The sequence below is a fragment of the Saccharothrix sp. S26 genome (genome assembly GCF_021390395.1).
Lineage (GTDB): Bacteria > Actinomycetota > Actinomycetes > Mycobacteriales > Pseudonocardiaceae > Actinosynnema.
Map to the genome: position 1 here is coordinate 16,543 of NZ_JAJUWT010000011.1, position 23,546 is coordinate 40,088.

At 72.4% G+C, this 23,546-nt stretch carries 26 protein-coding genes and 1 tRNA gene; 14 read left to right on the forward strand and 13 right to left on the reverse strand.

Annotated elements, in window-relative coordinates; translation table 11 throughout:
- The first annotated feature begins 21 nt into the window (after positions 1-21).
- Positions 22-98 (forward strand) — tRNA-Pro (locus LZG04_RS18730).
- A gap of 143 nt (positions 99-241) precedes the next feature.
- On the opposite strand, the gene LZG04_RS18735 is transcribed toward LZG04_RS18730, so the two are convergent.
- The 3 genes from LZG04_RS18735 to LZG04_RS18745 all read right to left on the reverse strand — a co-directional run bounded on the left by LZG04_RS18735 (position 242) and on the right by LZG04_RS18745 (position 2,208).
- Complete coding sequence (locus LZG04_RS18735) at positions 242-601, reverse strand: MerR family transcriptional regulator (protein ID WP_233818725.1); 360 nt, start codon at positions 599-601, stop codon at positions 242-244.
- Between the two features lie 554 nt (positions 602-1,155).
- Positions 1,156-1,917 (reverse strand): class I SAM-dependent methyltransferase, encoded by a 762-nt coding sequence (locus LZG04_RS18740; protein ID WP_233818727.1) that lies wholly within the window; start codon positions 1,915-1,917, stop codon positions 1,156-1,158.
- A 90-nt stretch (positions 1,918-2,007) separates the two neighbouring features.
- On the reverse strand, positions 2,008-2,208 hold the full coding sequence (locus LZG04_RS18745; RefSeq protein ID WP_073897285.1) for a hypothetical protein: 201 nt from the start codon (positions 2,206-2,208) through the stop codon (positions 2,008-2,010).
- 259 nt (positions 2,209-2,467) lie between these two features.
- Between LZG04_RS18745 and LZG04_RS18750 the strand changes: the two genes are divergently transcribed.
- The 3 genes from LZG04_RS18750 to LZG04_RS18760 all read left to right on the forward strand — a co-directional run bounded on the left by LZG04_RS18750 (position 2,468) and on the right by LZG04_RS18760 (position 5,394).
- The gene (locus tag LZG04_RS18750; RefSeq protein WP_233818729.1) at positions 2,468-2,680 is read left to right on the forward strand and encodes a hypothetical protein; all 213 of its coding nucleotides are present in this window, start codon (positions 2,468-2,470) and stop codon (positions 2,678-2,680) included.
- Positions 2,681-2,794: 114 nt separating this feature from the next.
- Positions 2,795-3,589 (forward strand): class I SAM-dependent methyltransferase, encoded by a 795-nt coding sequence (locus tag LZG04_RS18755; RefSeq protein ID WP_233818731.1) that lies wholly within the window; start codon positions 2,795-2,797, stop codon positions 3,587-3,589.
- The gene (locus tag LZG04_RS18760; RefSeq protein WP_233818732.1) at positions 3,586-5,394 is read left to right on the forward strand and encodes a prolyl oligopeptidase family serine peptidase; all 1,809 of its coding nucleotides are present in this window, start codon (positions 3,586-3,588) and stop codon (positions 5,392-5,394) included. Before LZG04_RS18755 ends, LZG04_RS18760 begins: the two co-directional genes overlap by 4 nt.
- A 116-nt stretch (positions 5,395-5,510) precedes the next feature.
- Here the strand turns inward: LZG04_RS18760 and LZG04_RS18765 are convergent, their stop codons facing one another.
- The 3 genes from LZG04_RS18765 to LZG04_RS18775 all read right to left on the reverse strand — a co-directional run bounded on the left by LZG04_RS18765 (position 5,511) and on the right by LZG04_RS18775 (position 7,109).
- The gene (locus tag LZG04_RS18765; protein WP_233818734.1) at positions 5,511-5,996 is read right to left on the reverse strand and encodes a Dps family protein; all 486 of its coding nucleotides are present in this window, start codon (positions 5,994-5,996) and stop codon (positions 5,511-5,513) included.
- Positions 5,997-6,011: 15 nt separating this feature from the next.
- Positions 6,012-6,434: an organic hydroperoxide resistance protein gene (locus LZG04_RS18770; RefSeq protein WP_233819240.1), complete on the reverse strand. Its 423-nt coding sequence runs from the start codon at positions 6,432-6,434 to the stop codon at positions 6,012-6,014.
- A 114-nt stretch (positions 6,435-6,548) separates the two neighbouring features.
- Positions 6,549-7,109: an NADPH-dependent FMN reductase gene (locus LZG04_RS18775; RefSeq protein WP_233818737.1), complete on the reverse strand. Its 561-nt coding sequence runs from the start codon at positions 7,107-7,109 to the stop codon at positions 6,549-6,551.
- An 80-nt stretch (positions 7,110-7,189) separates the two neighbouring features.
- Between LZG04_RS18775 and LZG04_RS18780 the strand changes: the two genes are divergently transcribed.
- From LZG04_RS18780 to LZG04_RS18790, 3 genes are all read left to right on the forward strand, one after another.
- Positions 7,190-8,257, forward strand: a complete 1,068-nt coding sequence (locus LZG04_RS18780) for an alpha/beta hydrolase (protein WP_233818739.1) — start codon at positions 7,190-7,192, stop codon at positions 8,255-8,257.
- Positions 8,258-8,449: 192 nt separating this feature from the next.
- Positions 8,450-9,619: an MFS transporter gene (locus LZG04_RS18785; protein WP_233818741.1), complete on the forward strand. Its 1,170-nt coding sequence runs from the start codon at positions 8,450-8,452 to the stop codon at positions 9,617-9,619.
- A 62-nt stretch (positions 9,620-9,681) separates the two neighbouring features.
- Positions 9,682-10,326 (forward strand): methyltransferase domain-containing protein, encoded by a 645-nt coding sequence (locus LZG04_RS18790; RefSeq protein WP_233818743.1) that lies wholly within the window; start codon positions 9,682-9,684, stop codon positions 10,324-10,326.
- Here the strand turns inward: LZG04_RS18790 and LZG04_RS18795 are convergent.
- Genes LZG04_RS18795 through LZG04_RS18805 form a run of 3 tightly spaced genes read right to left on the reverse strand, consistent with a single transcriptional unit; the run spans position 10,323 to position 14,102 of the window.
- On the reverse strand, positions 10,323-11,762 hold the full coding sequence (locus LZG04_RS18795) for a gluconokinase (protein ID WP_233818745.1): 1,440 nt from the start codon (positions 11,760-11,762) through the stop codon (positions 10,323-10,325). The two genes, LZG04_RS18790 and LZG04_RS18795, sit on opposite strands and share 4 nt — an antisense overlap.
- 10 nt (positions 11,763-11,772) lie before the next feature.
- Entirely contained in the window at positions 11,773-12,840 is a 1,068-nt protein-coding gene (locus LZG04_RS18800; protein ID WP_233818747.1) for an aspartate-semialdehyde dehydrogenase, read from the reverse strand.
- A complete protein-coding gene (locus tag LZG04_RS18805) occupies positions 12,837-14,102 on the reverse strand; it encodes an aspartate kinase (protein WP_233818749.1) in 1,266 nt (421 codons plus the stop codon). Before LZG04_RS18805 ends, LZG04_RS18800 begins: the two co-directional genes overlap by 4 nt.
- Positions 14,103-14,203: 101 nt before the next feature.
- On the opposite strand from LZG04_RS18805, the gene LZG04_RS18810 reads away from it, so the two are divergent.
- Together LZG04_RS18810 and LZG04_RS18815 are read left to right on the forward strand one after the other, a co-directional pair.
- On the forward strand, positions 14,204-15,403 hold the full coding sequence (locus LZG04_RS18810) for a hypothetical protein (RefSeq protein ID WP_233818751.1): 1,200 nt from the start codon (positions 14,204-14,206) through the stop codon (positions 15,401-15,403).
- Positions 15,404-15,419: 16 nt separating this feature from the next.
- A complete protein-coding gene (locus LZG04_RS18815) occupies positions 15,420-16,004 on the forward strand; it encodes a nitroreductase family protein (protein ID WP_233818753.1) in 585 nt (194 codons plus the stop codon).
- Positions 16,005-16,063: 59 nt separating this feature from the next.
- Here the strand turns inward: LZG04_RS18815 and LZG04_RS18820 are convergent, their stop codons facing one another.
- Positions 16,064-16,363, reverse strand: a complete 300-nt coding sequence (locus LZG04_RS18820; RefSeq protein ID WP_230570061.1) for a hypothetical protein — start codon at positions 16,361-16,363, stop codon at positions 16,064-16,066.
- Positions 16,364-16,591: 228 nt separating this feature from the next.
- On the opposite strand from LZG04_RS18820, the gene leuA reads away from it, so the two are divergent.
- Positions 16,592-18,382 (forward strand): 2-isopropylmalate synthase, encoded by a 1,791-nt coding sequence (gene leuA / locus LZG04_RS18825; RefSeq protein WP_233818755.1) that lies wholly within the window; start codon positions 16,592-16,594, stop codon positions 18,380-18,382.
- A 61-nt stretch (positions 18,383-18,443) separates the two neighbouring features.
- On the opposite strand, the gene LZG04_RS18830 is transcribed toward leuA, so the two are convergent.
- Complete coding sequence (locus tag LZG04_RS18830) at positions 18,444-19,586, reverse strand: epoxide hydrolase family protein (protein ID WP_233818757.1); 1,143 nt, start codon at positions 19,584-19,586, stop codon at positions 18,444-18,446.
- Positions 19,587-19,648: 62 nt separating this feature from the next.
- Between LZG04_RS18830 and LZG04_RS18835 the strand changes: the two genes are divergently transcribed.
- A complete protein-coding gene (locus tag LZG04_RS18835; protein WP_233818759.1) occupies positions 19,649-20,620 on the forward strand; it encodes a YafY family protein in 972 nt (323 codons plus the stop codon).
- Between the two features lie 50 nt (positions 20,621-20,670).
- Positions 20,671-20,880 carry a hypothetical protein gene (locus LZG04_RS18840; RefSeq protein ID WP_233818760.1) on the forward strand — a complete coding sequence of 70 codons (210 nt, stop codon included), beginning with the start codon at positions 20,671-20,673 and terminating at the stop codon, positions 20,878-20,880.
- On the opposite strand, the gene LZG04_RS18845 is transcribed toward LZG04_RS18840, so the two are convergent.
- On the reverse strand, positions 20,859-21,464 hold the full coding sequence (locus LZG04_RS18845) for a TetR/AcrR family transcriptional regulator (RefSeq protein ID WP_233818762.1): 606 nt from the start codon (positions 21,462-21,464) through the stop codon (positions 20,859-20,861). The genes LZG04_RS18840 and LZG04_RS18845 overlap by 22 nt on opposite strands.
- A gap of 66 nt (positions 21,465-21,530) precedes the next feature.
- On the opposite strand from LZG04_RS18845, the gene LZG04_RS18850 reads away from it, so the two are divergent.
- On the forward strand, positions 21,531-22,094 hold the full coding sequence (locus LZG04_RS18850; RefSeq protein ID WP_233818764.1) for a TIGR03086 family metal-binding protein: 564 nt from the start codon (positions 21,531-21,533) through the stop codon (positions 22,092-22,094).
- Between the two features lie 217 nt (positions 22,095-22,311).
- On the opposite strand, the gene LZG04_RS18855 is transcribed toward LZG04_RS18850, so the two are convergent.
- Positions 22,312-22,746 carry a helix-turn-helix domain-containing protein gene (locus tag LZG04_RS18855; RefSeq protein WP_233818766.1) on the reverse strand — a complete coding sequence of 145 codons (435 nt, stop codon included), beginning with the start codon at positions 22,744-22,746 and terminating at the stop codon, positions 22,312-22,314.
- Between the two features lie 80 nt (positions 22,747-22,826).
- Here LZG04_RS18855 and LZG04_RS18860 point away from each other — a divergent pair, with 80 nt between their 5' ends.
- A complete protein-coding gene (locus tag LZG04_RS18860) occupies positions 22,827-23,528 on the forward strand; it encodes an SDR family oxidoreductase (RefSeq protein ID WP_233818768.1) in 702 nt (233 codons plus the stop codon).
- The last annotated feature ends 18 nt before the right edge of the window (positions 23,529-23,546 follow it).

Genomic DNA, 23,546 nt, shown 5'->3' on the forward strand with positions numbered 1-23,546 from the left:
CTCCTCGTTCGAGAGCAGTACCGGGGTGTGGCGCAGTTTGGTAGCGCGCTTCGTTCGGGACGAAGAGGTCGCAGGTTCAAATCCTGTCACCCCGACCAGATCAGGCCCGGTCCACCGCGAGGTGGGCCGGGCCTTTTTCGTGCGCCGAGTGGGCGTGAGGTGTGATTCGAGGTACTTGCCGGGCGCGTCACGGACGGCGGGTCCGTGACGGCAGCTCGTGCGTGATCGGGGTTCCCGGTGGTCACACGCCGCGCAGGGGCGGGTAGGCGCGGTCCGGGTCCGGTGGTCGGTTCTGCTCGTTGAGGGCCCTGGCTTCCTGGAGCTGGTCCTCCAGGGTGACGATGCGGCACGCGGCGTCGAGGCCGGTGCCCTGGTCGACCAGTTCCCTGACCCGGGCGGCCAACCGGAGTTGGTGCCGGGAGTAGCGGCGGTGGCCGCCTGACGAGCGCTGCGGCTCGATCAGCTTCGCCTCGTCCAGGCTGCGCAGGAATCCCGGTGTGGTGCCGAGCATCTCCGCGGCTCTGCCCATCGTGTAGGCGGGGTAGTGGTCGTCGTCCAACTTGTCCGCCGCGGGTCGCGGCTCGTTCGTCTCTGGGGTCATCGCACCTCCGCGCCACGAGGGGCCCCGGTGCCACTCGGCACCGGGGCCCCAGGGTTATGGGTTTCCCACCAACCGGCCGTGAGGCCGGCTTACTGTGTCCGCGTCATCCGCACGAGCTGCGGAGACCGCGAGGATCGCATTTGCGTAACCGGAGACCACCTTCCAATCGTTCTGGACTGCGGTACCCGCCCGGCCCGACTTCAGCCTGAGGCAGGCGATCCGATGGTGTGCAACCCGTCCCTTCTCCTCTGATTACCGACTTGCCTTGCACCGGCCACCGTGCTGGAACCCCTTCCACTGATCGGCTCCAGCGCGCCTGACCGTCTTGCCACTCCACTCGCACGGGCTGTCGGCCCCGGGTTCGCGTACTGCTGTCTGACACAAATCGGTTGCGTCCCCGGTACTGCTCGTGCCTCTGCCCGTGTGCATCACGGGTAGTTCGTCATCTCCCGTGCCGATCGGACGTTCTCTCTCGTACAACGACCACACTACCCATGACGGCGTGCGAATGTCTACTCCAGCGATCATAGATTTTCTCGGGCGCCTGCCTCCGACTACCTCACCTGCACGGACGTGAGTCGCGCCTTCCAGATTTCCTCGCTGGGCCATTGGCGGGCCCAGGAGGAGGACACCTCGGAGTACTCGCGGTGGGCGGGGGTCGGGGCTTGGATCTCGATCAGGTCGTCCACGGTGAAGCCGGAGGCGCGCAGCAGGCGCAGCATGTCGCCGTGCGGGAGGGTGAACTCGGCCGAGGCGCCGTGGTCGACGCGGCGCAGGCCGAACTGCGGGCGTTGCAGGGACGTGGAGGCCGTGGCGCCGTCGCGGGCGCACAGGGCGAACAGCGGCGAGCGGTTGAGGAAGACCAGGTGGCCGCCCGGGCGCAGCAGGCGGGCGGCTTCGGGGATCCAGCGGTGGGGGTCGCACCAGAGGGACGCACCGTACTCGCTGATCGCCAGGTCGAAGGAGTCGTCCTCGCGGGGGACCTGTTCGGCGTCGCCGTGCAGCAGGGGGAAGTGGAGGCCGAACTCGGCCTGCATCTCGCGGGCGGTGTCGAGTTGGCGGGTTGAGATGTCGATGCCGACGGGACGTGCGCCGAGGCGGGCCAGCCAGGCGGACACGTAGGCGGTGCCGCAGCCGAGTTCGATGACGTCCATGCCGGACACGTCGGGCGGCAGGACGGCGATCTCGGACTCGGGGGTCGCCCACAGGCCCCAGCGCGGCTCGGTCCGGGCCCAGTGCTCGCGGGCGAGCGGTCCGTGGGCGGCGGCGGCGCTGTCTTCCCAGTGACGGCGGTTGAGCTCCGTGTGGTCGATCATCCGCCCATTGGACCGGCGCGGGAGCGGGCGGGCGACCGGATTACGGCGTGGCCGGGAGGTCCGCCGGGGGTCTCCCGGCCACGGCCGGGGTCACTTCACGTGCGGTCGCAGCTCCGCGAGGCGGCGGAGCAGTTCGCCGACCTCGTTCCAGTCGAGCTTCGCGGACTCGCCGGGCGGGGTGTGGATGCAGACGTTGCCCTCCTCGGTGAGGGACACCTCCAGCGTCCGCCGACGACCCAGGGCGTCGACGCACCCGACGCGACCGCCCTGCCGAACCGTGTTCTCGATCATCGGTCAGACCTCCCCTGCGCTGTGCCACCACCGTGTAACCCGTGATTCGTTCGGACCAACGTGAGCGTTACGAACTACTCCTCGCTGTTGCCTAATTGCCGAACGGCCCACCAGTACGAGTTTCCGTCACGTTCTGTTAACCTGATCGAGTGAAGGTTGACGATTCAGGTGACGTTGCGTAACGAAGAGCCGGGGTGCGGACGACGACGAGTCAACGCGTCCGCTCCGGCGGGCCGCACCGCCAGCAGGGAGATGCCCCATGACCACCAACACCGCCGCCAAGACGTGGATCCCCGTCGTCGCCTGGACCCAGCTCACGCTCGGAACCGCCGGTCTGGTCGCCTTCCTGGCCTCGCCCGCCGCCGCCGTCGTCGTCACCGCGGTCGCCGCGCTGATCGGCCTGGCCCGCCACGCGCTGCTGCGGGCGTCACGCGACCTGGACCGGATCCTGGCCGAGGAGCTCGACCGCTGACCCACCCGCCCGGGCTCACGCTCCGTCGCACCCCACCCACGAGCACGCCTCACGCACCGTGAACGCGCGGCCCCCCACCACCCACCCGAACGGTGATCGGCACCATCGAACGCCATGCGAGACCTCAGCGTCCTGCGGCGCACCTACGGCACGCGCGACCTGGCGACGTCACCCGTGTTCGCCGGCGGGTTCATCAACTTCGGCTACTGGGCCGGCATCCCGCTGGACGGCGAGCTGACCGTCGCGCAGCGCGTCGCGTCCGAGGAGGCGCTGTACGACCTGGTCGTGGCCGCGCTCGACGTCGGACCGGGCGACCGGGTGCTCGAAGTCGGCTCCGGGCACGGCCTGGGTGCGCGGCGGGTGCTGCGCCGCGGACCCGGGGAAGTGCGGGGCGTCGACCTCGTGCCCGAGCAGGTCGCGCGGGCGCGGCGGGCCAACGACGACCCGCGCGTGGCGTTCGTCCAGGGCGCGTGCGACGACCTGCCGTTCCCCGACGGCTCGTTCGGCGCCCTGCTGTCGGTGGAGGCGGCCCAGCACTTCGAGGACGTCGCGGGGTTCGCCCGCGAGAGCGCCCGGGTGCTCGCGCCGGGTGGCCGGCTGGCCGTCGCCACGTTCTTCACCAGGACCGACGACGCGGCCGAACGGCTGGCCGGGCTGCTCAGGACGTTCGCCTCCGGCCTGGACCGCGCCCACCGGGTCGACGACGTGGCGCGCGACCTGCGCGCCGCCGGTTTCGCCCACGTCACGGCCGACAGCATCGGCGAGCACGTGTGGCGCGGCCTGGACCGGTGGCTCGCCCGGGGGCCACGCCCGGACCGCTGGGACCGCAACTGGTTGACCGCCTTCGAGCGAGGTCTGGTCGACTACTACCTGGTCACCGCGCGGAAGCCGGCAGGATCGCCGGTGTGACGACGCACCCGACCGCCGAAGTGCCCGACCCGCTGTTCGCCGACGCCGAGGCCGAAGCCCGCTGGCGGGCCCGCTTCACGGCCCCGCGCGTGAGCCTGCCCGGGTGGGCCGACGACGCGCCCGACCGCAGCCTGTACCTGTCGAACTCCAGCGGCGTGTGGGAGATCTACGCCTGGGACCGCGCGAGCGACACCCACCGCAAGGTCACCGACCGCCCGAACGGCACGTCCCACGGCACGCTCAGCCCGGACGGTGACACGATCTGGTGGTTCGCCGACACCGACGGCGACGAGTTCGGCACGTGGGTCAGCGAGCCGTTCCACCCCGGCGGTGAGCCGAAGCCCGCCGTGGAGGGCGTGCGGGCGGGTTACCCGGCCGGGTTGGAGGTCGGGCACGAGGTCGTGGCGATCGGCACGTCCACCGACGACGGCACCACCGTGTACGTCTCGCGCGGCGGAGCGCCCGCCGAGGTGATCTACGCGCACGAGAACGACGGCGGTGTGTCGGCGTTGTCGAAGGACGAGACGCTGGTGGTGCTGTCGCACTCCGAGCACGGCGACAACCGGCACGCGGCGCTGCGCGTCGTCACCCCGTCGGGCGAGAAGGTGGCGGAGAAGTGGGACGGGCCGGGCAAGGGCCTGGACGCGATCGCGTTCAGCCCGGTGCGCGGCGACAACCGGCTGCTGGTCGGCCACGAGCGGCGCGGCAAGGACGAGCTGCTGATCTGGGACGTCGCGGCGGACACCGAGACCGAGGTCGTGATCGACCTGCCCGGCGAGATCAGCGCCGACTGGTACCCGGACGCGAAGTCGCTGCTGGTCGTGCACACGTTCCAGGCGCGCAACACGCTGCACCGCTACGACCTCGAGACCGGGGCGCTGCACGCGCTGGACACCCCGCACGGGTCGGTCGGCAACGCGGGCGTGCGGCCGGACGGCGCGGTGGAGTACTCGTGGTCGTCGGCGGCGCAGCCGGGCGTGGTGCGGGTGCTGGGCGCCGACGGCGACGAGCGGGTGCTGCTGGAGCCGCCCGGCCACAAGGCGCCGCCGTCGGTGGACCTGACCGACGTGTTCGTGGGCGAGGTGCACGCCCTGGTGGCACGGCCGGCCGGCGCGCCCGACGGCCCGCTGCCGACGGTGTTCCACCTGCACGGCGGGCCGCACTCGGCCGACGAGGACCGGTTCTCCGCGTACCGGGCGGTGTGGCTGGACGCCGGGTTCGCGGTGGTGCACGTGAACTACCGCGGGTCGACCGGGTACGGGTCGAAGTGGCGTGACGCGATCGAGGGCAGGCCGGGGCTGACCGAGCTGGAGGACGTGGCGGCGGTGCACGACTGGGCCGTCTCGTCCGGGTTCGCCGACCCGGCGAAGTGCGTGGTCAACGGCGCGTCGTGGGGCGGGTACCTGTCGCTGCTGGCGCTGGGCACGCAGCCGGAGCGGTGGGCGGCCGGTGTCGCGGGCGTGCCGGTGGCGGACTACCTGGCCGCCTACGAGGACGAGATGGAGCCGCTGCGGGCGTTCGACCGGGCGTTGTTCGGCGGGTCGCCGGAGGAGCTGCCCGACCGGTACCGCGAGTGCTCGCCGCTGACGTACGTGGACGCGGTGCGCGCGCCGGTGCTGGTGCTGGCGGGCGAGAACGACCCGCGCTGCCCGATCCGGCAGATCGACAACTACCTGGACCGGCTGGCGGCGCGGGGTGCGAGGTACGAGGTGTACCGGTACGACGCCGGGCACGGCTCGCTGGTGGTCGCGGAGACGATCCGGCAGACCGCCGCGGAGGTCGCGTTCGTGCAGCGCGTGCTCTGAGCGCCGGGAACGCCACGCAGGGGTCCCCGCCCGGGGGATCCCCTGTTTTTCACCTTACCGACGAGGTCCGACATTTCCGGGGGCCGCCGGTTCGCCGGCGGCCCCCGCGGGTCGGGTCAGGCCTGCTGGGCCTGCCACATCCAGTGCGCCTGCTCGAGGTTCTTCGTGATCTCGATCAGCAGGTCCTGGGTGACGAGGTCGGACTTGTCGGTCTCGTCGATGCGGGCGCGCAGCCGGCCGATCAGCTCGGCCAGCGCGGTGACGACCGCGGTGACGACCTCGTCCTCCTTCAGCCAGCCGCTCGGGAAGTCCGGCACGCCCGAGCCCGCGGCCACGGTCTTGGCCTTGCCGTCGGGCGAGATGCCGAGCGCGGCGGCCCGTTCGGCCACCTCGTCGGTGTAGGTGCGGGCGGTCGTGACCAGCTCGTCGAGCTGGAGGTGGACGCTGCGGAAGTTCTTGCCGACCACGTTCCAGTGCGCCTGCTTGGCGACCAGGGACAGGTCGACCAGGTCCACCAGCGTGGCCTGGAGCACCGCCCCGACCGACGCCTTGTCGGCGTCGGACAGCGGGCTGGTGATCGGAGACTTCTGAGACTTGCTCATGGGTCTGACGCCTCCTTACACGGTGGTCTCGAGGGCCACCTCGATGTTGCCTCGCGTGGCGTTGGAGTACGGGCAGATCTGGTGCGCGGCGGCGGCCAGCCGGTCGGCCACGTCCTGCTCGACGCCCGGGATGTGCGCCGCGAGCCGCACGGCGAGCTGGAAGCCGCCGCTGCCGTTGGCGCCGAGGTCGACCTCGGCGGTGACCGACGTCTCGCCGATCTGGACCTTGGCCTGCCGCGCGGCGACCTTGAGCGCGCTGTGGAAGCACGCCGCGTAGCCGGCCGCGAACAGCTGCTCGGGGTTGGTCTTGTCGCCGCCGGGACCACCCAGCTCCTTGGGCGTGGCGAGCTGCTCGTCGATCACGCCGTCGGAGGAGCGGACCTCGCCGTTGCGGCCGTCCCCGACTGCGACGGCTTCCGCGGTGTAGAGCACCTGCATCGTCAACGCTCTCCTTCGAGCTGGTGGATGGGCCCGTCGTTCAGCCCAACACCCGGCCGAAGCCGAACCACACCCGGTGGTGTGGCAGCTCACGCCCCACCAACACTTACCCGCTCAGCGGGCCCTCGACACGGCGAACTCGGCCACCTGTCGCCCGATCGTGCGGAGTTGGTCGGCCACGGACGGCACCGTGCAGCCGCCTTCGAGGTCGAACTCGACCTCGCCGGAGTTGACCGCCGCGCCCAGCGGGGTGGGCCAGCCGCGCAGGGCGTGCACGATCGAGCGCAACGCGGTCAGCGTGGTCACCGACGCCTGCCAGCCGCGGGCGGTGGCCACGCAGCCGACCGCGCGGCCGTCGAGGTAGGGGCGCTCGTCGCCGCGCAGGTCCTCGACGTAGTCCAGGGCGTTCTTGACCAGGCCGGACACGGTGCCGTGGTAGCCGGGCGAGACGAGCACCACGCCGTCCGCGCCGCGCAGCGCCTCGACCAGCCGCAGGGCGTTGTCGGTCCGGTCGGGGATGGCCGGGTCGTAGAACGGGAGCACCAGGTCGGGCCCGGAGACCTCGACCACCTTCGCGCCCGCGTCCGCGGCCCCCTCCAACGCGATCCTCATCGCGCGCTCGGACTGCGAGTTGGGGCGGAGGGATCCGCCGATGCCCACCACGGTGACCGTCATGGCTGTCGATCCTGCCACCTCCACCTAGATCGAGGTCCAGTCGCTCGTGCCGACCCCTACCGGTCAGTAATGTGGGTCTCATGTCGAAGCTCGCCGAGTCGATCCCTCCCGGTGTCCTGGCCGGGGCCCTGCGCTTCGTGTTCGGCCTGCCCGCGCCCCTGCGCAGGCTGATCGCCGGACCTCCCATCACGGTGGACGGCCAGCGGTTGCACCCGGAAGCCCAGCTGCTGCTGAGGTTGCAGCAGCTCAGCGGCGAGGACTGGCGGACGACGACGCCCGCGGCCAACCGCCTGGCGCTGACCCGCAGCAGCGCGCTGGTCGGCGGTCCGGTGATCGGTGGGGTGGCGGTGCGGTCTCTGTCGGCCGACGGCGTCGGCGCGCGGTTCTACGAGCCGCACGGGCTGGCCGCCGGCTCGCCGCTGCTGGTCTTCTACCACGGCGGCGGGTGGGTCAGCGGTGACCTGGACAGCCACGACAACCTGTGCCGGTTCCTGGCCGTGGAGGGCGGGGTGCGGGTGCTGTCGGCGGACTACCGGCTCGCGCCCGAGCACCCGTTCCCGGCGGCGGCGGACGACGCGCGGACCGCGTTCGAGTACGCGGTGGCGCACGCCGAGGAGCTGCGGATCGACCCGCGGCGGATCGCGTTGGGCGGCGACAGCGCGGGCGGCAACCTGGCGGCCGTCACCGCGTTGCACGCGGGCGAGGTCAAGCCGGTGTTCCTGCTGCTGTTCTACCCGGCGGTGGACGCGTCGGTGCGGCGGCGGTCGCGGGAGCTGTTCGGCCGGGGGTTCTTCCTCACCGACGAGAAGATGGACTGGTTCCTGGACCACTACGCGCCCTCGCGCGACACGCACACCGACCCGCGGCTGTCGGTGCTGCTGGCGGAGGACCTGAGCGGGCTGCCGCCGACGTACCTGGCGACGGCCGGGTTCGACCCGTTGCGCGACGAGGGCGAGGCGTTCGCGGAGAAGCTGGCGCGGCAGGGCGTGCCGGTGGTGCTGCGGCGGTACGAGGGGCTGTTCCACGGGTACGCGAACATCCTGGGCGTGGGCGGGGTGTTCCGGGAGGCCGTGGCGGAGGCGGTCGGGTCGCTGCGCACCGGGTTGGCGCTGGCGAACACGCGGCAGGACATCCCCGAGACCGCGTGAGCCGACCCCGGTGGCGCCGGGGAGGGGTGGGGCGGGGCCGCCCGGCTGAGTCCGGGCGGCCCCGCGGGTGTGCACTTTCAGGGGTGCACAGGTCACTCGCCGGAGGCGGCCTCCCCACCTCAGCACTCTTTCTTGAACCAGTCAAGAAAGGACGGGGTTAAACCGGTTGCCCGCAAGGGTGAAGATGAGCGGGTGAACGTCTCCCCCTACCTGGCCGTCCTCCGCACGCCGCGCGTGCCCGGCTTCATGCTGTTGATGCTGGTGGCGCGGGTGCCCGCGACGGCCGCGGGCATGACGGTCACGCTGCACGTCCTGCTCGGCCTGGAACGCGGCTACGGGGCCGCGGGCCTGGTCGGGGCGGTCAGCACGGTCGGCATCGCGCTCGGCTCGCCGCTGATGGGGCACCTGGTGGACCGGCGCGGCCTGCGGGCCATGGTGGTCCTGTCGATGGTCACCGAGGGGATCTTCTGGTTCGTCGCCCCGCTGCTGAGCTACGAGGTGCTGCTGGTCACGTGCTTCGTCACCGGCATCACGGTGATGCCGGTCATGTCGCTGGGCCGCCAGATCCTGACCGCGCTCGTGCCCGACGACCGCAGGCGCACCGCGCTGGCGATGGACTCGATGGCCGTCGAGGTCGCCTTCATGGCCGGGCCCGCGCTGGGCGTCGCGCTCGCCACGCAGGCGTCCAGCCGCACGGCGATGTGGGCGATCGGCGCGTCGATGGTGGTGATCGGCGCGATCCTGTACGCGGTGAACCCGCCGGTGCGGCACGAGGGCGAGACCGGCGCGCGGGTGCCGCGGCGGGAGTGGCTGGACGGGCGGCTGCTCGGCGTGCTGATCAGCGCGGGCGGCGCGACGTTCGTGCTGTCGGGCATCGAGGTGTCGGTGGTGGCGTCGATGCGCGGGCTCGGGGTGACCGAGTGGACCGGCGCGGTGGTCGCGGTGATGTGCGTGGCGTCGTTGGCGGGCGGTTTCCTCTACGGCGGGCTGACGCACGTGCCGCCGCTGTGGGCGCTGATGGGCGGCATGGGGTTGCTGGCCGTGCCGATCGGGCTGTTCGGCGGGTCGCCGTGGTGGCTCGCCCTGGCGCTGGTGCCCACGAACTTCCTGTGCGCGCCGACGATCACCGCGACCGGCGAGCTGATCACCCAGCACGCGCCGGCGTCCGCGCGGGGCGTGGCGATGGGGTTGCAGGGGTCGGCGTTCACGCTGGGCGTGGCGCTGGGCCAGCCGGTCACCGGGTTCGTGATCGACCACTCGTCACCGGCGTGGGGCTTCGTCACGGCGGGCGTGGGCGGGGCGGTGATCGCGCTCGGCACGGTGGCGCTCGGCAAACGCGTGTCGCCGGTCCCGTTGGGCTGATCGGGTCGAACATCACCCGTTCGGACGCGTCTCCAGCACGCTGCGCGCACCTCTTCTCCAGCATGGAATCCGAGTTCTGGTTCGACTCCTGGGAGCAGGGCGGCACGAAGACCAGCTTCCACCTGCGGGACGTGCACGAACACGCCCGGATGCTGGCCCGGCTCGGCCTCGTGGCCGGCGCGCGGGTCCTGGTGCCGCTGTGCGGCAAGACGACCGACCTGCGGTTCTTCGCCGAGTCGGCGGCGGAGGTCGTCGGCGTCGAGCTGGTGCCCAGGGCCGTGGCCGAGTTCTTCGCCGAGAACGGCCTGGACCCGGTGCTGGAGGAGCCGGACGTGTTCCGCTGCGGCAACCTCGTCATCCGCCGCCAGGACATCTTCAAGCTGGGTCCGGCCGAGATCGGCCCGGTCGACCTGGTGTACGACCGGGCCTCGCTGATCGCGTTCCCGGACGACATGCGGCAGCGCTACGCCGAGACGATCACCCGCCTCGTGCGGCCGGGCACCCGGTACTTCATCAACACCCTGGAGTACCACCCGAGGCTGCCGTCACCGCCGTTCTCCGTCGGCCCGCGGGAGGTCGTCGAGCTCTTCGGGCACGCGTTCGAGGTCGAGCACGTGGCCGCCGAGCCGAGGCCGGAGCACCGGATGGTCGAGAAGTTCGGCCTGACCGGCCTGGTGGAGCACGGCTTCCTGCTCCGCGCGCGCTAACCCTGCTGCCGCCCCAGCTCCTGCAAGGCGCGGTAGAGGCGTTCGATGCCGGGACGGGCGGCGGCGTAGTGGCGGACGGCGTCCGGGTCGGGCGCGATCGTCTTCACCGGCTTCACCAGGTCGGCGGCGACGGTCAGGGACGGCAGCTCGCCGAGGGCGCGCCACGCGACCAGCGCCGCGCCCACGCCCGAGCCCTCGCTGTCGTCGGCCAGCTCCAGCTCCAACCCGAGCGCGGAGGCCAGCACGGTCGCCCACAGGTCGCTGCGGAACGCGCCGCCGGTCACCCGGACCGCGTGCACGTCCGCCACCGACCGCACCGCGTCCAGCACCAGCGCCAACTGCTGCGCGACGCCCTCCACCACGGCGCGGGTGACCACCGCGCGGCCGTGCTCGCGGCGCAGGCCGATCACCGCCGAGGTCGCGTCCGCGTCCCACCACGGCGCGCGCTCGCCCAGCAGATAGGGCAGCGCGGTCACGCCCGACGCGCCCACGGGCACGGCGGCCGCCTCCTCCAGCAGGTCGCGCACGTCGACGCCGAACGCCTCGGCGGCCCACTGCGCGGCCACGCCGCCGTTGCTGACCGCACCGCCGAGCACCCACAGCCCCTCGGCGATGGCGTAGCAGAACACGCGCCCCCGCTCGTCGACCGCCGGGGACGACCGGACCACGCGCAGCGCGCCGCTCGTACCCAGCGACACCGCCGCCACGCCCGGCACGACCGCGCCCACGCCGAGGTTCGCCATCGGGCCGTCGCCGCCGCCCAGCACCACCGGCAGGCCGGCGGGCAGACCCGGGACGTCCAACGTCAGCGGCAGCGAGTCCACCGGCGCGCGCAGCGACGGCAACCGCTCGGCGCGCACCCCCGCGAACGCCAACGCGTCCGGGTGCCAGTCCAGCGCCACGAGGTCCATCAGCCCGGTCGCCGACGCCGACGAGTGCTCGGTCACCAGCTCGCCGGTCAGCTTGAACGCGACGAAGTCCTTCAGGCCGCACCACCGCGCGGCGGAGAACCCCTGGTCGTGGAACCACGCCAGCTTCACCAGCGGCGACATGGTGTGGATCGGGGTGCCGGTCGCGCGGTGCAGCGCGATGCCGTCGGCCGTGCCGCGCAACCGCGCCGTCTGCTCCTGGGCGCGGTTGTCCGCCCACGACAACGACGGCGTGACGGGCGTGCCGTCCGCGTCCAGCCCCACCAGGGTGTGCATCGCACCGGTCAACGACAGCGCCCGCACCGCGAGCCCCTGCGCCGCCACCTCGCGCAACGCCCGCAGCGCCGCGCCCCACACCTCGACCGGGTCGTGCGTCGCCTCACCGGAGGGCGTGGTGCGCATCGGGTAGCCGTGCTCCGCCGATGCGACCACGCCCGCGTTCCGGTCCACCGCGATGACCTTGGTCGACGTCGTCCCCAGGTCGATCGCGAGCACTACGTCCGCCATGGGAGTGAACCTACAGGCGGGCGGCCAGCTCCTCGGCGATCTCGTACGTGTTCAGCGCCGCACCCTTGCGCAGGTTGTCCCCGCACACGAAGAAGTCCAGCGTGTTCGGGAAGTCCAACGCCTGCCGCACCCGGCCGACGTAGGTCGGGTCGCCGCCCACCACGTCCGCGGGCGTCGGGAACCGCTTGGCCGCCGGGTCGTCCACCAGCACGAGCGACGGCTGCGCCCCGAGGATCTTGTGCGCCTGCTCGACGGTCACCTCGCGGGCGAACGTCGCGTGCACCGCCAGCGAGTGCGTCGTCACCACGGGCACGCGCACGCAGGTCGCCGACACCTTCAGCTCCGGGATGCCCAGGATCTTGCGGGACTCGTTGCGGACCTTCAGCTCCTCGCTGGTCCACCCCTCGTCCTTGAGCGACCCGGCCCACGGCACCACGTTGAACGCCAGCGGCGCGGGGAACGGCGAGTCCGACACCGGCAGCCCGGCGGCCTCCAGCGTCTCGCGGACGTCGCCCGCGCGGACGCCGACCTCCTTGCCCGCCAGCGCCGCGATCTCCGCGTACAGGCGGTCGATCGCCGCCTGCCCGCCGCCCGACGCCGCCTGGTAGGACGCGACGACCAGCTCGCGCAGCTCGAACTCGCGGTGCAGGGCGCCCAGCGCGGCCATCATCGACAGCGTCGTGCAGTTCGGGTTCGCGATGATCCCCTTCGGGCGCGCGCCGATCTGGTCGGCGTTCACCTCGGGCACCACCAGCGGCACCTCGGGGTCCATCCGGAACGCGCCCGAGTTGTCCACCGCGACCGCGCCCTTCGACGCGGCGATCGGGGCCCACTGCGCCGACACCTCGTCCGGCACGTCGAACATCGCGATGTCGACGCCCTCGAACGCCTCCGGCGACAGCGCGACGACGGTCAGCTCCTCACCGCGCACGGTGATCTTCTTGCCCGCCGAGCGCGGTGACGCGATCAGCCGGACCTCACCCCACGGCACGGACTCCCGGCCGTTGATGATGTCGATCATGACGGTGCCGACGGCACCGGTGGCCCCCACCAGGGCCAGCACAGGACCCGTGCTCATCGTCCACTCCCCGCGTACACCACGGCCTCTTCGTCGCCGCCGAGCTCGAACGCGTCGTGCAGCGCGCGCACGGCGTCGTCGAGCTGCGTGTCGCGGCAGATGACCGAGATCCGGATCTCCGAGGTGGAGATGATCTCGATGTTGACGCCGGCCGCGGCCAGCGCCTCGCAGAACTGCGCGGTCACGCCGGGGTGCGAGCGCATGCCCGCGCCGACCAGCGACACCTTGCCCACGTGCTCGTCGTAGAGCACCTGGTCGAAGCCGATCTCCTCGCGCGCCTTCTCCAGCGCGGCGACCGCGCGCGGCCCGTCGTCCTTCGGCAGGGTGAACGTCACGTCGGTGCGGCCCGACACGGCCTGCGAGACGTTCTGCACGACCATGTCGATGTCGAGCTCCGCCTCGGCCACGACGCGGAAGATGCGCGCCGCCATGCCCGGCAGGTCGGGCACCGCGGTCACGGTCACCTTGGCCTCGGACCGGTCATGCGCGACGCCGGTGATCATCGCCTGTTCCACGGGAAGGTCCTCCACTGACCCGGACACGATGGTCCCGGGCTTGTTGCTGAACGAAGATCGGACGTGCACCGGGACGCCATAGCGGCGGGCGTACTCGACGCAGCGCAGCATGAGCACCTTGGCCCCGCTCGCCGCCATCTCGAGCATCTCCTCGTAGGTGATGGTCTCCAGCCGCTTGGCGTTCGGCACGATGCGCGGGTCGGCGGTGAACACGCCGTCGACATCGGTGTAGATCTCGCAGACGTCGGCCTTCAGCGCGGCCGCCAGCGCCACCGCGGTGGTGTCGGTGCCGCCGCGGCCCAGCGTGGTGATCTCCTTGCTGTCCTGGCTCACGCCCTGGAAGCCCGCGACGATCGCGATGGCCCCCTCGGACAGCGCGTCCTGGATGCGGCTGGGCGTCACGTCGATGATGCGCGCCTTGCCGTGCACGGACGTGGTGATCACGCCGGCCTGCGAGCCGGTGTAGGACCGCGCCTCGGCGCCCAGCGAGCTGATCGCCATCGCCAGCAACGACATGGAGATGCGCTCACCGGACGTGAGCAGCATGTCCATCTCGCGGGCGGGCGGCACCGGGGACACCTGGCGGGCGAGGTCGAGCAGCTCGTCGGTCGTGTCGCCCATCGCGGAGACGGCGACGACGACCTCGTTGCCCGCTTTGCGGGTCGCGACGATGCGCTCGGCCACCCGTTTGATCCGCTCGGCGCTCCCGACCGAGGAACCGCCGTACTTCTGGACGACGAGCGCCACAGACCCACTCCCTCCAGGTGCTTCAAGCCCAGCTCACCGGGGAGACTACCTGGCCCAAGGAGTGGACAGCGGTCGCCGTGACGCCCACTACTCTCGACCCCGTGTCGACCCTGGAGGCCGTTCGCGTGGACCCCGAGGACGCGCCCGGCGCGCGTGAGCGGCTGGCGGACCTGGCCAGACACCGGGTCGCCGTCGTGCTCGCGCCCGGCCTGCTCTACCTGGCCGTCCGCGAGCTCGGGCTGCTCGTGCTCCAGCTGATGGCGGCGCGCTGGGACAAGGACGTCACGCGGGCGCTCACCTCGTGGGACGGCCAGTGGTTCCTGGGCATCGCCGAGGGCGGCTACGCCGACGTGCCCCGGTGGCTCGTGGACGCGTTCGGGCGGCGCACGGCGGAGACGCCGCTGGCGTTCTTCCCCGGCTACCCGACGCTGGTGCGGTGGGCCGACGGGCTGCCCGGTGTGCCGACGGTCGGCGCCGCGTTCGCGGTGAGCCTGGTCAGCGGGGTGCTGTGCGCCTACGGGCTGGCCCGGCTCGGGTCGCGGGTGTTCGGCGGGTCGCGCCGGGCGGGGCTGGTGCTGGTGGTGCTGTTCGCGGCCTCGCCGATGGCCGTGGTGCTGTCGATGACCTACTCCGAGGCGACGTTCTGCGCGCTGGCCGCGTGGTCGCTGGTCGGCGTGGTCGAGCGGCGCTGGGTACTGGCCGGCCTGTGCTGCGCGGCGGCAGGCCTGGTGCGGCCGACGGCGGCGGCGCTGGTGCTGGCGGTGTGCGCGGCGGCCGCGGTGGCGATCTGGCAGCGGCGCGACGGCCGGCGGCCGTGGGTCGGCGGGCTGGTCGCGCCGCTGGGGCTGCTCGGCTACCTGGCCTACGTCGCGCTGCGCACCGGCCGGTGGGACGGCTGGTTCGCGGTGCAGCGGCACGGCTGGGACTCGCGGTTCGACGGCGGGGCGGCGACCTGGAAGTTCGCGCTGCTCATCCTCGGCGAGCCGAGGTCGGTGCTGGAGCTGGCCACGGTGTGGCTGCTGGTGGTGGCGCTGGCGCTGGTCGTGGTGAGCCTGCGGCGCGGGCTGGAGTGGCCGTTGATCGTCTACGCGGTCGGCGTGCTCGCCATGGACCTCGGGTCGAACGGGCTGATGAACTCCAAGGCGCGGCTGCTGCTGCCCGCGTTCACGCTGCTCGTGCCGGTGGCGCTGGCCCTGGCGCGGCGACGGACCGGCACGGTGGTCGGGGTGCTGGTGGGCGTCTCGCTGTTCAGCGCGTGGTTCGGCGCGTACGCGATCACGGCTTGGCAGTACGCGATCTGATGCCAGGATGTGGTTGATGGACGGCAACGACCCGATCATGCGGCGCTGGAGCCCGCGGGCGTTCGACGGCACGGCCGAGGTGTCGCCCGACACCGTGCGCGTGCTGCTCGAAGCGGCCCGGTGGGCGGCCTCGCACGGCAACACGCAACCCGCACGGTTCCTCGTCGGCTACCGCGGCGACGACACGTTCGAGCGCATCTTCGCCGCCCTGCGGCCGGGCAACCAGACGTGGGCGGGGCGCGCGTCGGTGCTGCTGGTGGGCGCGGCGGCGGAGGCCGACGAACGGGGACCGGTGCCGAACACCGAGTTCGGGCTCGGGCTCGCGGTGCAGAACCTGGTGCTGCGGGCCGTGGAGCTGGGACTGGTCACGCACCAGATGGGCGGGTTCTCGCCGGAGGCGGTCCGGGGGGCGTTCGGGCTGCCCGACCACGTGCGGCCGGTCGTGGTGATCGCGGTCGGCGTGCTCGGCGACGACGCGGAGCTGCCCGAGGACCTGCGGGCCCGGGAACGGCGACCGCGGACGCGCAAACCGCTCAGCGAGACCGTTTTCGCAGGTCGCTGGGGTCAACCGGCGTTCACGGACGAGCCCGGGACCGGGTGAGCGCGCGAACCTGGTCCCCGCCGCAGGGGGGAGGACGGCGGGGACCAGGCAGAACAGGGCTAGCGCGCCACGACGCGGGCCAGCAGACCTGCCACGACGAGCCAGAACACCGCCGCGAGGCCGTAGTTGAGGATCACGTCGAGGTTGGCGTTGCCGGTCTGGAACAGCCCGGGGAAGAACAGCGCCAGCGGCTCGGCGAGCTGCTGGATGAAGCGGAAGAACGCGTTGGCCGTGTTGACCCCGATGAGCAGCATGAGGATGTAGAGGACCTCGATGCCCGCGAACACGGCACCGACACCGCGGATCACTCGGGCAGCGGTGTAGTTGCCGCTGCGCGTTGAGGTTCGCCATCTGGACATGTCAAGAAGGTGCCCCCCACACGATCGAGTGAAACTCGACTGGGTGAAGTTCCACCATCTGGGCGGGCGGTTCCACCTCGGCGCGGAATGCGGTTAACCTGTCCGGCGTGGCACGTGCCCTCCTGCTTCGCCGCCGTGACGGGGTCTGATCAGACCGGCCCCCCGTCGCGGGATCGAGCGTTGCCGCCGGTCGTCTCCCAACACCGGCACCGCAGGAGCTGTTGAACCATGAGCCCCACTCACGACGCGTACGTCTCCGGGACGAGCCGCATCCGGCCCCCGGCCCGCCCCGTACCCGGCCAGCCCGCGTGGAACCCGCAGCGCGGCACGTCCATGCCCGTGCACCGCTACCGGCCGTTCCACGACCAGGTGGAGACGATCGACCTGCCCGACCGCACCTGGCCGGCCAAGCGGATCACCAAGGCGCCGCTGTGGTGCGCGGTCGACCTGCGCGACGGCAACCAGGCCCTGATCGACCCCATGTCGCCCGCGCGCAAGCGCAAGATGTTCGACCTGCTGGTGCGGATGGGCTACAAGGAGATCGAGGTCGGCTTCCCGGCCGCCTCGCAGACCGACTTCGACTTCGTCCGCGAGATCATCGAGGACGGCGCGATCCCGCCCGACGTCACCATCCAGGTGCTGACCCAGTGCCGCCCCGAGCTGATCACCCGCACGTTCGAGGCGCTGCGCGGCGCGGCCAAGGCGATCGTGCACTTCTACAACTCGACGTCCATCCTGCAACGCCGGGTCGTGTTCAAGTCCGACCGCGAGGGCATCAAGAAGATCGCCACCGACGCCGCCGCGTTCGCGCTGGAGCAGGAGAAGCTCTACCCGGAGACCGAGTTCCGCTACGAGTACTCCCCCGAGTCCTACACCGGCACCGAGCTGTCGTACGCGCTGGAGGTCTGCGACGCGGTGTCGGAGATCATCCGGCCCACGCCCGACAAGCCGCTGATCATCAACCTGCCGGCGACGGTGGAGATGGCCACGCCGAACGTCTACGCCGACTCGATCGAGTGGATGTCGCGCAACCTGGCCCGCCGCGAGTCGATCATCCTGTCGCTGCACCCGCACAACGACCGGGGCACCGGCGTGGCCGCGGCCGAGCTGGGCTACCTGGCGGGCGCCGACCGCATCGAGGGCTGCCTGTTCGGCAACGGCGAGCGCACCGGCAACGTGTGCCTGGTGACGCTGGGCATGAACATGTTCAGCCAGGGCGTCGACCCGCAGATCGACTTCTCCGACATCGACGAGATCCGCCGCACGGTCGAGTACTGCAACCAGCTGCCCGTGCCCGAACGGCACCCCTACGGCGGTGACCTGGTGTTCACCGCGTTCTCCGGCTCCCACCAGGACGCGATCAAGAAGGGCTTCGAGGCCCTGGAGGACGCCGCCAAGGCCGCCGGTCAGCACGTGGACGAGTTCCAGTGGGACGTGCCGTACCTGCCGATCGACCCCAAGGACGTCGGCCGCAACTACGAGGCCGTGATCCGGGTGAACTCGCAGTCCGGCAAGGGCGGCGTGGCGTACCTGATGAAGACCGAGCACCACCTGGACCTGCCGCGCCGGTTGCAGGTGGAGTTCTCCAAGGTCATCCAGGAGGTCACCGACACCCGCGGCGGCGAGATCGGGCCCAAGGACATGTGGGACTCGTTCTCCGAGGAGTACCTGGACGGCACCGTGCCGCTGAAGCTGCTGCGGCAGAAGGTGTCCGGCGACGGCAGCGGCCACGAGACGATCAAGGCCGTGGTCGTGGTGGACGGCGAGACGCAGGAAATCACCGGCACCGGCAACGGGCCGATCGCCGCGTTCGTCGACGCCCTGGCCACCGTCGGCTACGACGTGCGGGTGCTGGACTACTTCGAGCACGCCATGTCGTCCGGTGACGACGCCCGCGCGGCCGCCTACCTGGAGTGCGCCGTGTCCGACCGCGTGCTGTGGGGCGTGGGCATCGACAGCTCCACGGTCGCCGCCTCGCTGCGCGCCCTGGTCTCCGCGATCAACCGCGCGAACCGGTAGTCGGGAGGTCGCCTCGCCGGCACCGGGCGCCGGCGAGGCGACACCTCACCTCAGCGCGACCTCACCGCAGCCCGGCGAAGAACTCGCGGACGTCCGCGACCAGCAGCTCCGGCTCCTCCATGGCCAGGAAGTGGCCACCGCGGCCGAGCTCGGTCCAGCGGACGACGTGGTGGTCGCGCTCGGCCCACGGGCGGATCGACTTGTCGTGCGCCGAGACCAGCACACCGGTCGGCACGGTGCCGCGGCCGGTGTCGCCCCAGCCCTTGGCGCTGATCTCCTCGTAGTAGATCTGCGCCGCCGACGCGGCCGTGCCCGTGAACCAGTACAGCGACACGTCGGTGAGGATGCGGTCGCGGTCCACGCTGTCCTCGGGCAGGCCGTCCTCCGGGACGGTGAGCTCCTTGAACTTCTCCACGATCCAGGCGAGCTGGCCGACCGGCGAGTCGTGCAGCCCGTAGGCGACGGTCTGCGGCCGCTTGGCGTTGCACTGGAGGTAGCCGTCGTTGAAGTCCTGCATCGCGGCCCACCGGCGCCGCTCGACCTCGCTGAGGCCGTCGAACTCGCCGTCCTCACCGACCGGGAACGCGAGCAGGGCGTTGAGGTGGATGCCCACCACCCGGTCGGGGGCCTGCTTGCCCAGCTCCGGGCCGACCCACGCGCCCGCGTCGTAGCCCTGCACGCCGTACCGCTCGTACCCCAGCGCGGCCATCAGCCCGACCAGCACGCCGGCCATCCGGGCCGCGCCCATGCCCGGCCCGGCCAGCGGCGTGGAGAAGCCGAAACCCGGCAGGGACGGCACGACCAGGTGGAACGCGCGGGACGGGTCGCCGCCGTGCGCGCGGGGGTCCGACAGCGGGCCGATGACGTCGAGGAAGTCGGTGAACCCGCCCGGCCAGCCGTGCAGCAGCACGAGCGGCAGGGCGTCGGGCTCGGGCGAGCGCACGTGCAGGAAGTGCACGTCCTGGCCGTCGACGGTGGTCCGGAACTGCGGGTGGGTGTTGATCTCCGCCTCGTGCGCGCGCCAGTCGTAGGTCGTGCGCCAGTGCTCGGCCAGGTCCTTCAGGTAGTCCACCGGCACACCCCGGCTCCAGCCGACGCCGGGCAGCTCGGCGGGCCAGCGGGTGGCGGCCAGGCGGGCGCGGAGGTCGTCGAGGTGCTCCTGGGGCACGTCGACGCGGAACGGGCGGATGTCGTGCTCTGTCATGGCGGCGACGCTAGGGAGCCGTTGGGACAGCTCCGGTCCTAACGATCGGGCAGGCTGGCGGCATGGTGGACACCTCCGCGCGGCTGCTCCGGCTGCTGTCGCTGTTGCAGGCCCGGCGCGAGTGGTCGGGCGCGGAGCTCGCCGACCGGCTGGACGTCACCACGCGCACGGTCCGCCGTGACGTCGAGCGGCTGCGCGACCTGGGCTACCCGGTGCACGCGACCCGCGGCACGGCCGGCTATCGGCTGGGCGCGGGCGCCGCGCTGCCGCCGTTGCTGCTGGACGACGACGAGGCGGTGGCCGTGGCGGTGGGGCTGCGCACGGCGTCGGGCGGTTCGGTGGCCGGCATCGAGGAGACCGCGTCACGCGCGTTGGCCAAGCTGGAGCAGGTGCTCCCGGCACGGCTGCGGCAGCGGGTCGGCACGCTGCGCTCGGCGACCGTGCGCGTCGGGGCGGGCGGGCCGCGCGTGGACCCGGACGTGCTGGTGGCGATCGCCGACGCCTGCCGCCGGCACGAGTCGCTGCGGTTCGACTACACCAGCCCCGCGGGCGGCGCGAGCACCCGGTCCGCGCAGCCGCACCGCCTGGTCAGCTTCACCCGGCACTGGTACCTGGTCGCCTGGGACACCGACCGCGCCGACTGGCGCACCTTCCGCGTCGACCGGCTGGCGCTGCGCACCCCGAACGGCCCGCGCTTCACGCCCCGCGAACCGCCCGGCGGCGACGCGGCGGCCTACCTGGAGCGCCGGCTGTCGGCGCACGCCTGGCCGGTGCGGGCGACCGTGACGCTGCACGAGCCGGCCGACGTCGCGGCCGACCGGCTGTGGCCGGGCATGGGTGTGGTCGAACCGGTGGACGACCGCACGTGCCTGCTGCACGTGGGCGCGCCCACCGCCCGCGACCTGGCGTGGATGATCACCTCGGTGGACGTGGACTTCACCCTGGTCGACGGCCCGCCCGCCCTGGTCGAGGCGCTGCGCGCCCACGCCGACCGCTGCGTGCGCGCGATCACGGCGAAGGTGACGGGTCGCTGAGGACCTCGACCGGTCGGCGGTGATCGGCGACCCGGCGACGTTGCCCGGTCATGACCGCGTTCGTGGTGCTGTTCGTCGCCGCCGTCGTGCCGTTGGCGCCGACCGAGGCCGTGTTGATCACCACGGCGTGCCGGGCCGCCTCCGGCGAGGTGTCGGTGACCGCCGTGGCGGCCGCCGGGTGCGCGCCGTCCGACCTGGTCGGCCGCGCCGCTGAGCGCCGGGTCGTGGACGACGCGGCTCAGGCCGCCGCGGTGGCCTGAGCGACCCGGTTGCGGACCGCGGCGCGGGCCCGGTCGTAGGCGTGCGGGTCGTCGTGCAGCACGGACTGGGCGTTGGCCATCTCCAGGAACGCGATCAGCTCGAACGCCACCTGCTCGGGGTCGGCGACCTCCGGGATCGCCGCGACGGTCTCGCGGACGTAGGTGTTCCACTCGCGGGCGTACCCGGCGATCGCGTCGCGCACCCGGCCCGGCCGGGCGTCGAACTCGGCCTGCACGGCGTAGAAGAAGCACCCGCCGGGGAAGGTGCGGTTCTGCGAGTAGGCCAGCCACCCGTCCATCAGCCGCGTCAACCGGCCCAGCCCCGGCGGCTCGACCAGCGCGGGGTCGACGACCTGGCGCACGAAGATCGCCGCGGCCGCGCGCACGGTCGCCAGTTGCAGCTCCTCCTTGGACCCGAAGTGCGCGAACACCCCGCTCTTGCTGACCTCCAGCTCGCCCGCCAGCCGCCCGATCGACAGGCCCTCCAGCCCTTCCACCGAGGCGATCTCGGCGGCGCGCCGCAGGATCTGCCGGCGTGTCTGCTCGCCGCGCTCCACCCGTCCGTCGACCTTCACGCCGTCCACGCTAGCCCCCTTGACCGCCCGCAAACTAATTGTACGATCGTTCGTACAACTTGAGGGGTGGAACCAATGGATCTCCTGGACCTGAACCGGTCGGCGCTCGACCTCAACCTGAAGCTCATGGCCGACCTCGACGAGGCGCACCTGGACATGGCCACGCCGTGCGCCGGCTGGACCGTCTACGAGCTGCTGCGCCACCAGGTCGAGTCGACGCTGGCGTTCACCGCGGCGGTCCGCCGCGCGGACGTCGACGAGCCCGCGAGCGACGACCTGACCATCGCCTACCGGGTCGCGACCGACGCGGCCACCGAAGCGTTCCGCGCGGACGGCGTGCTGGAGCGCGAGACCGAGTTCCCCGGCTACGGCCGCCGCCCGGGCCACCACGTCGTGGCCGCGCACTTCGTGGACAACCTCGTGCACGCCTGGGACCTGTGCCGCGCGCTCGGCATCGACAGCACCCTCGACACCGAACTGGCCACCGCCGCCTACCGGATGGCGCGCCACTACCCGACCACGCCGGACGTGCGCGGTCCGGGCGCGGCGTTCGCGATGCCGGTCGACGTGCCGGCGGACGCACCGATCACCGACCGCCTCGTGGGCCTGCTCGGCCGGTCACCGAACTGGCCCGCGTGAGGCGCCGGGTCGGGGGTGCCCGGCGAGGGGTGGGCACCCCCGACCCACTACCCCGCTAGCACGCCCGGGATGGCTCCACGGCGCGACGACCCCGAGGGTGGGCCGCGCCTAGCGTTCGGACCGTGACACGCTTCGGACTCCACCCGCGACCCGGCGTCCCGCGCGCCCTGATCGCGACAGGCGTCCAGGCCGTGGCGTACCTGATCGTCCGGGCCCTCTACCGGCCCCGCTCGGGCCGCACGTCGCCCGCCGCCACCACGGCGCCCTCGCCGTCCACGAACCGCACCTGGACCGGCCGGCCGTCGACGGTCCGGTAGACGACCGTGGACGTGGTGTCCGGCAGGTGCTCGTCACCCCACTGCTGCAACGCGCACAGCACCACGTTGAACTGCCTGCCCGCCTCGGTGAGGCAGTAGCCCTCGCGGGGTCGCTGCCCCGGCTCCCGGTAGGCCCGCCGGGTCATCAGCCCGCTGTCGACCAGCTTCGCGAGCCGCGCGGTGAGCACGTCGGAGGCGATGCCGAGGCGTGCGCGGAAGTCGGAGAAGCGGGTGGTGCCGGCCAGGGCCTCGCGCAGCACGAAGAACGTCCAGCGCTCGCCGACGAGGTCCACCGCCTTGATCAGCGAGCAGGTCGCCTCGTCGGGTGCCGTCACCCGGTCAGTATGGCTCGGTTGTGCATTCCAATCCAGCAGGGCTAGGTTGGCGAAGCCAACTCACCCCTGGAGAGACATCGATGAAGATCGCCAACTCGGTCGCCCTGGTCACCGGGTCCAACCGCGGCCTCGGCCGGCACTTCGCGCGCCAGTTGCTGGAGCGGGGCGCGGCGAAGGTCTACGCGACCGCGCGCGACGCCGGCTCGATCGACCTGCCGGGTGTCGAGGCGCTGCCCCTGGACATCACCGACGCCGACTCCGTGGCCGCCGCGGCCTCCGCCGCCCACGACGTGACCCTGCTGGTCAACAACGCGGGCATCATCACCGGCGCGAACCTGGTCACCGGCGACCCGGCCGCGATCCGGCTGGAGCTGGACACGCACTTCTACGGCACGCTGGCGGTCATCCGCGCGTTCGCGCCGGTCCTCGCGGCCAACGGCGGCGGCGCGATCCTGAACGTGCTGTCCTCGATGTCGTGGGTGTCCTACGACCGCGCCACCGCCTACAGCGCGGCCAAGGCGGCGCAGTGGAGCCTCACCAACGGCGTCCGGGTGGAGCTCGCGGGCCAGGGCACGCTGGTCACCGGCCTGCTGCTGGGCCCGACCGACACCGACATGACCGCGGGCATGGACGTGCCGAAGAACGACCCTGCCGACGTCGTGCGCACCGCGTTGGACGGCGTCGAGGCCGACCTCGTGGAGGTGCTGGCCGACGAGGGCGTCGCGCGCCTCAAGGCCGCCCTGTCCGCCGACCCCCGCGCCCTCTACCCGCAGGTGGTCTGAGGACGGGGTCCGGGGGAC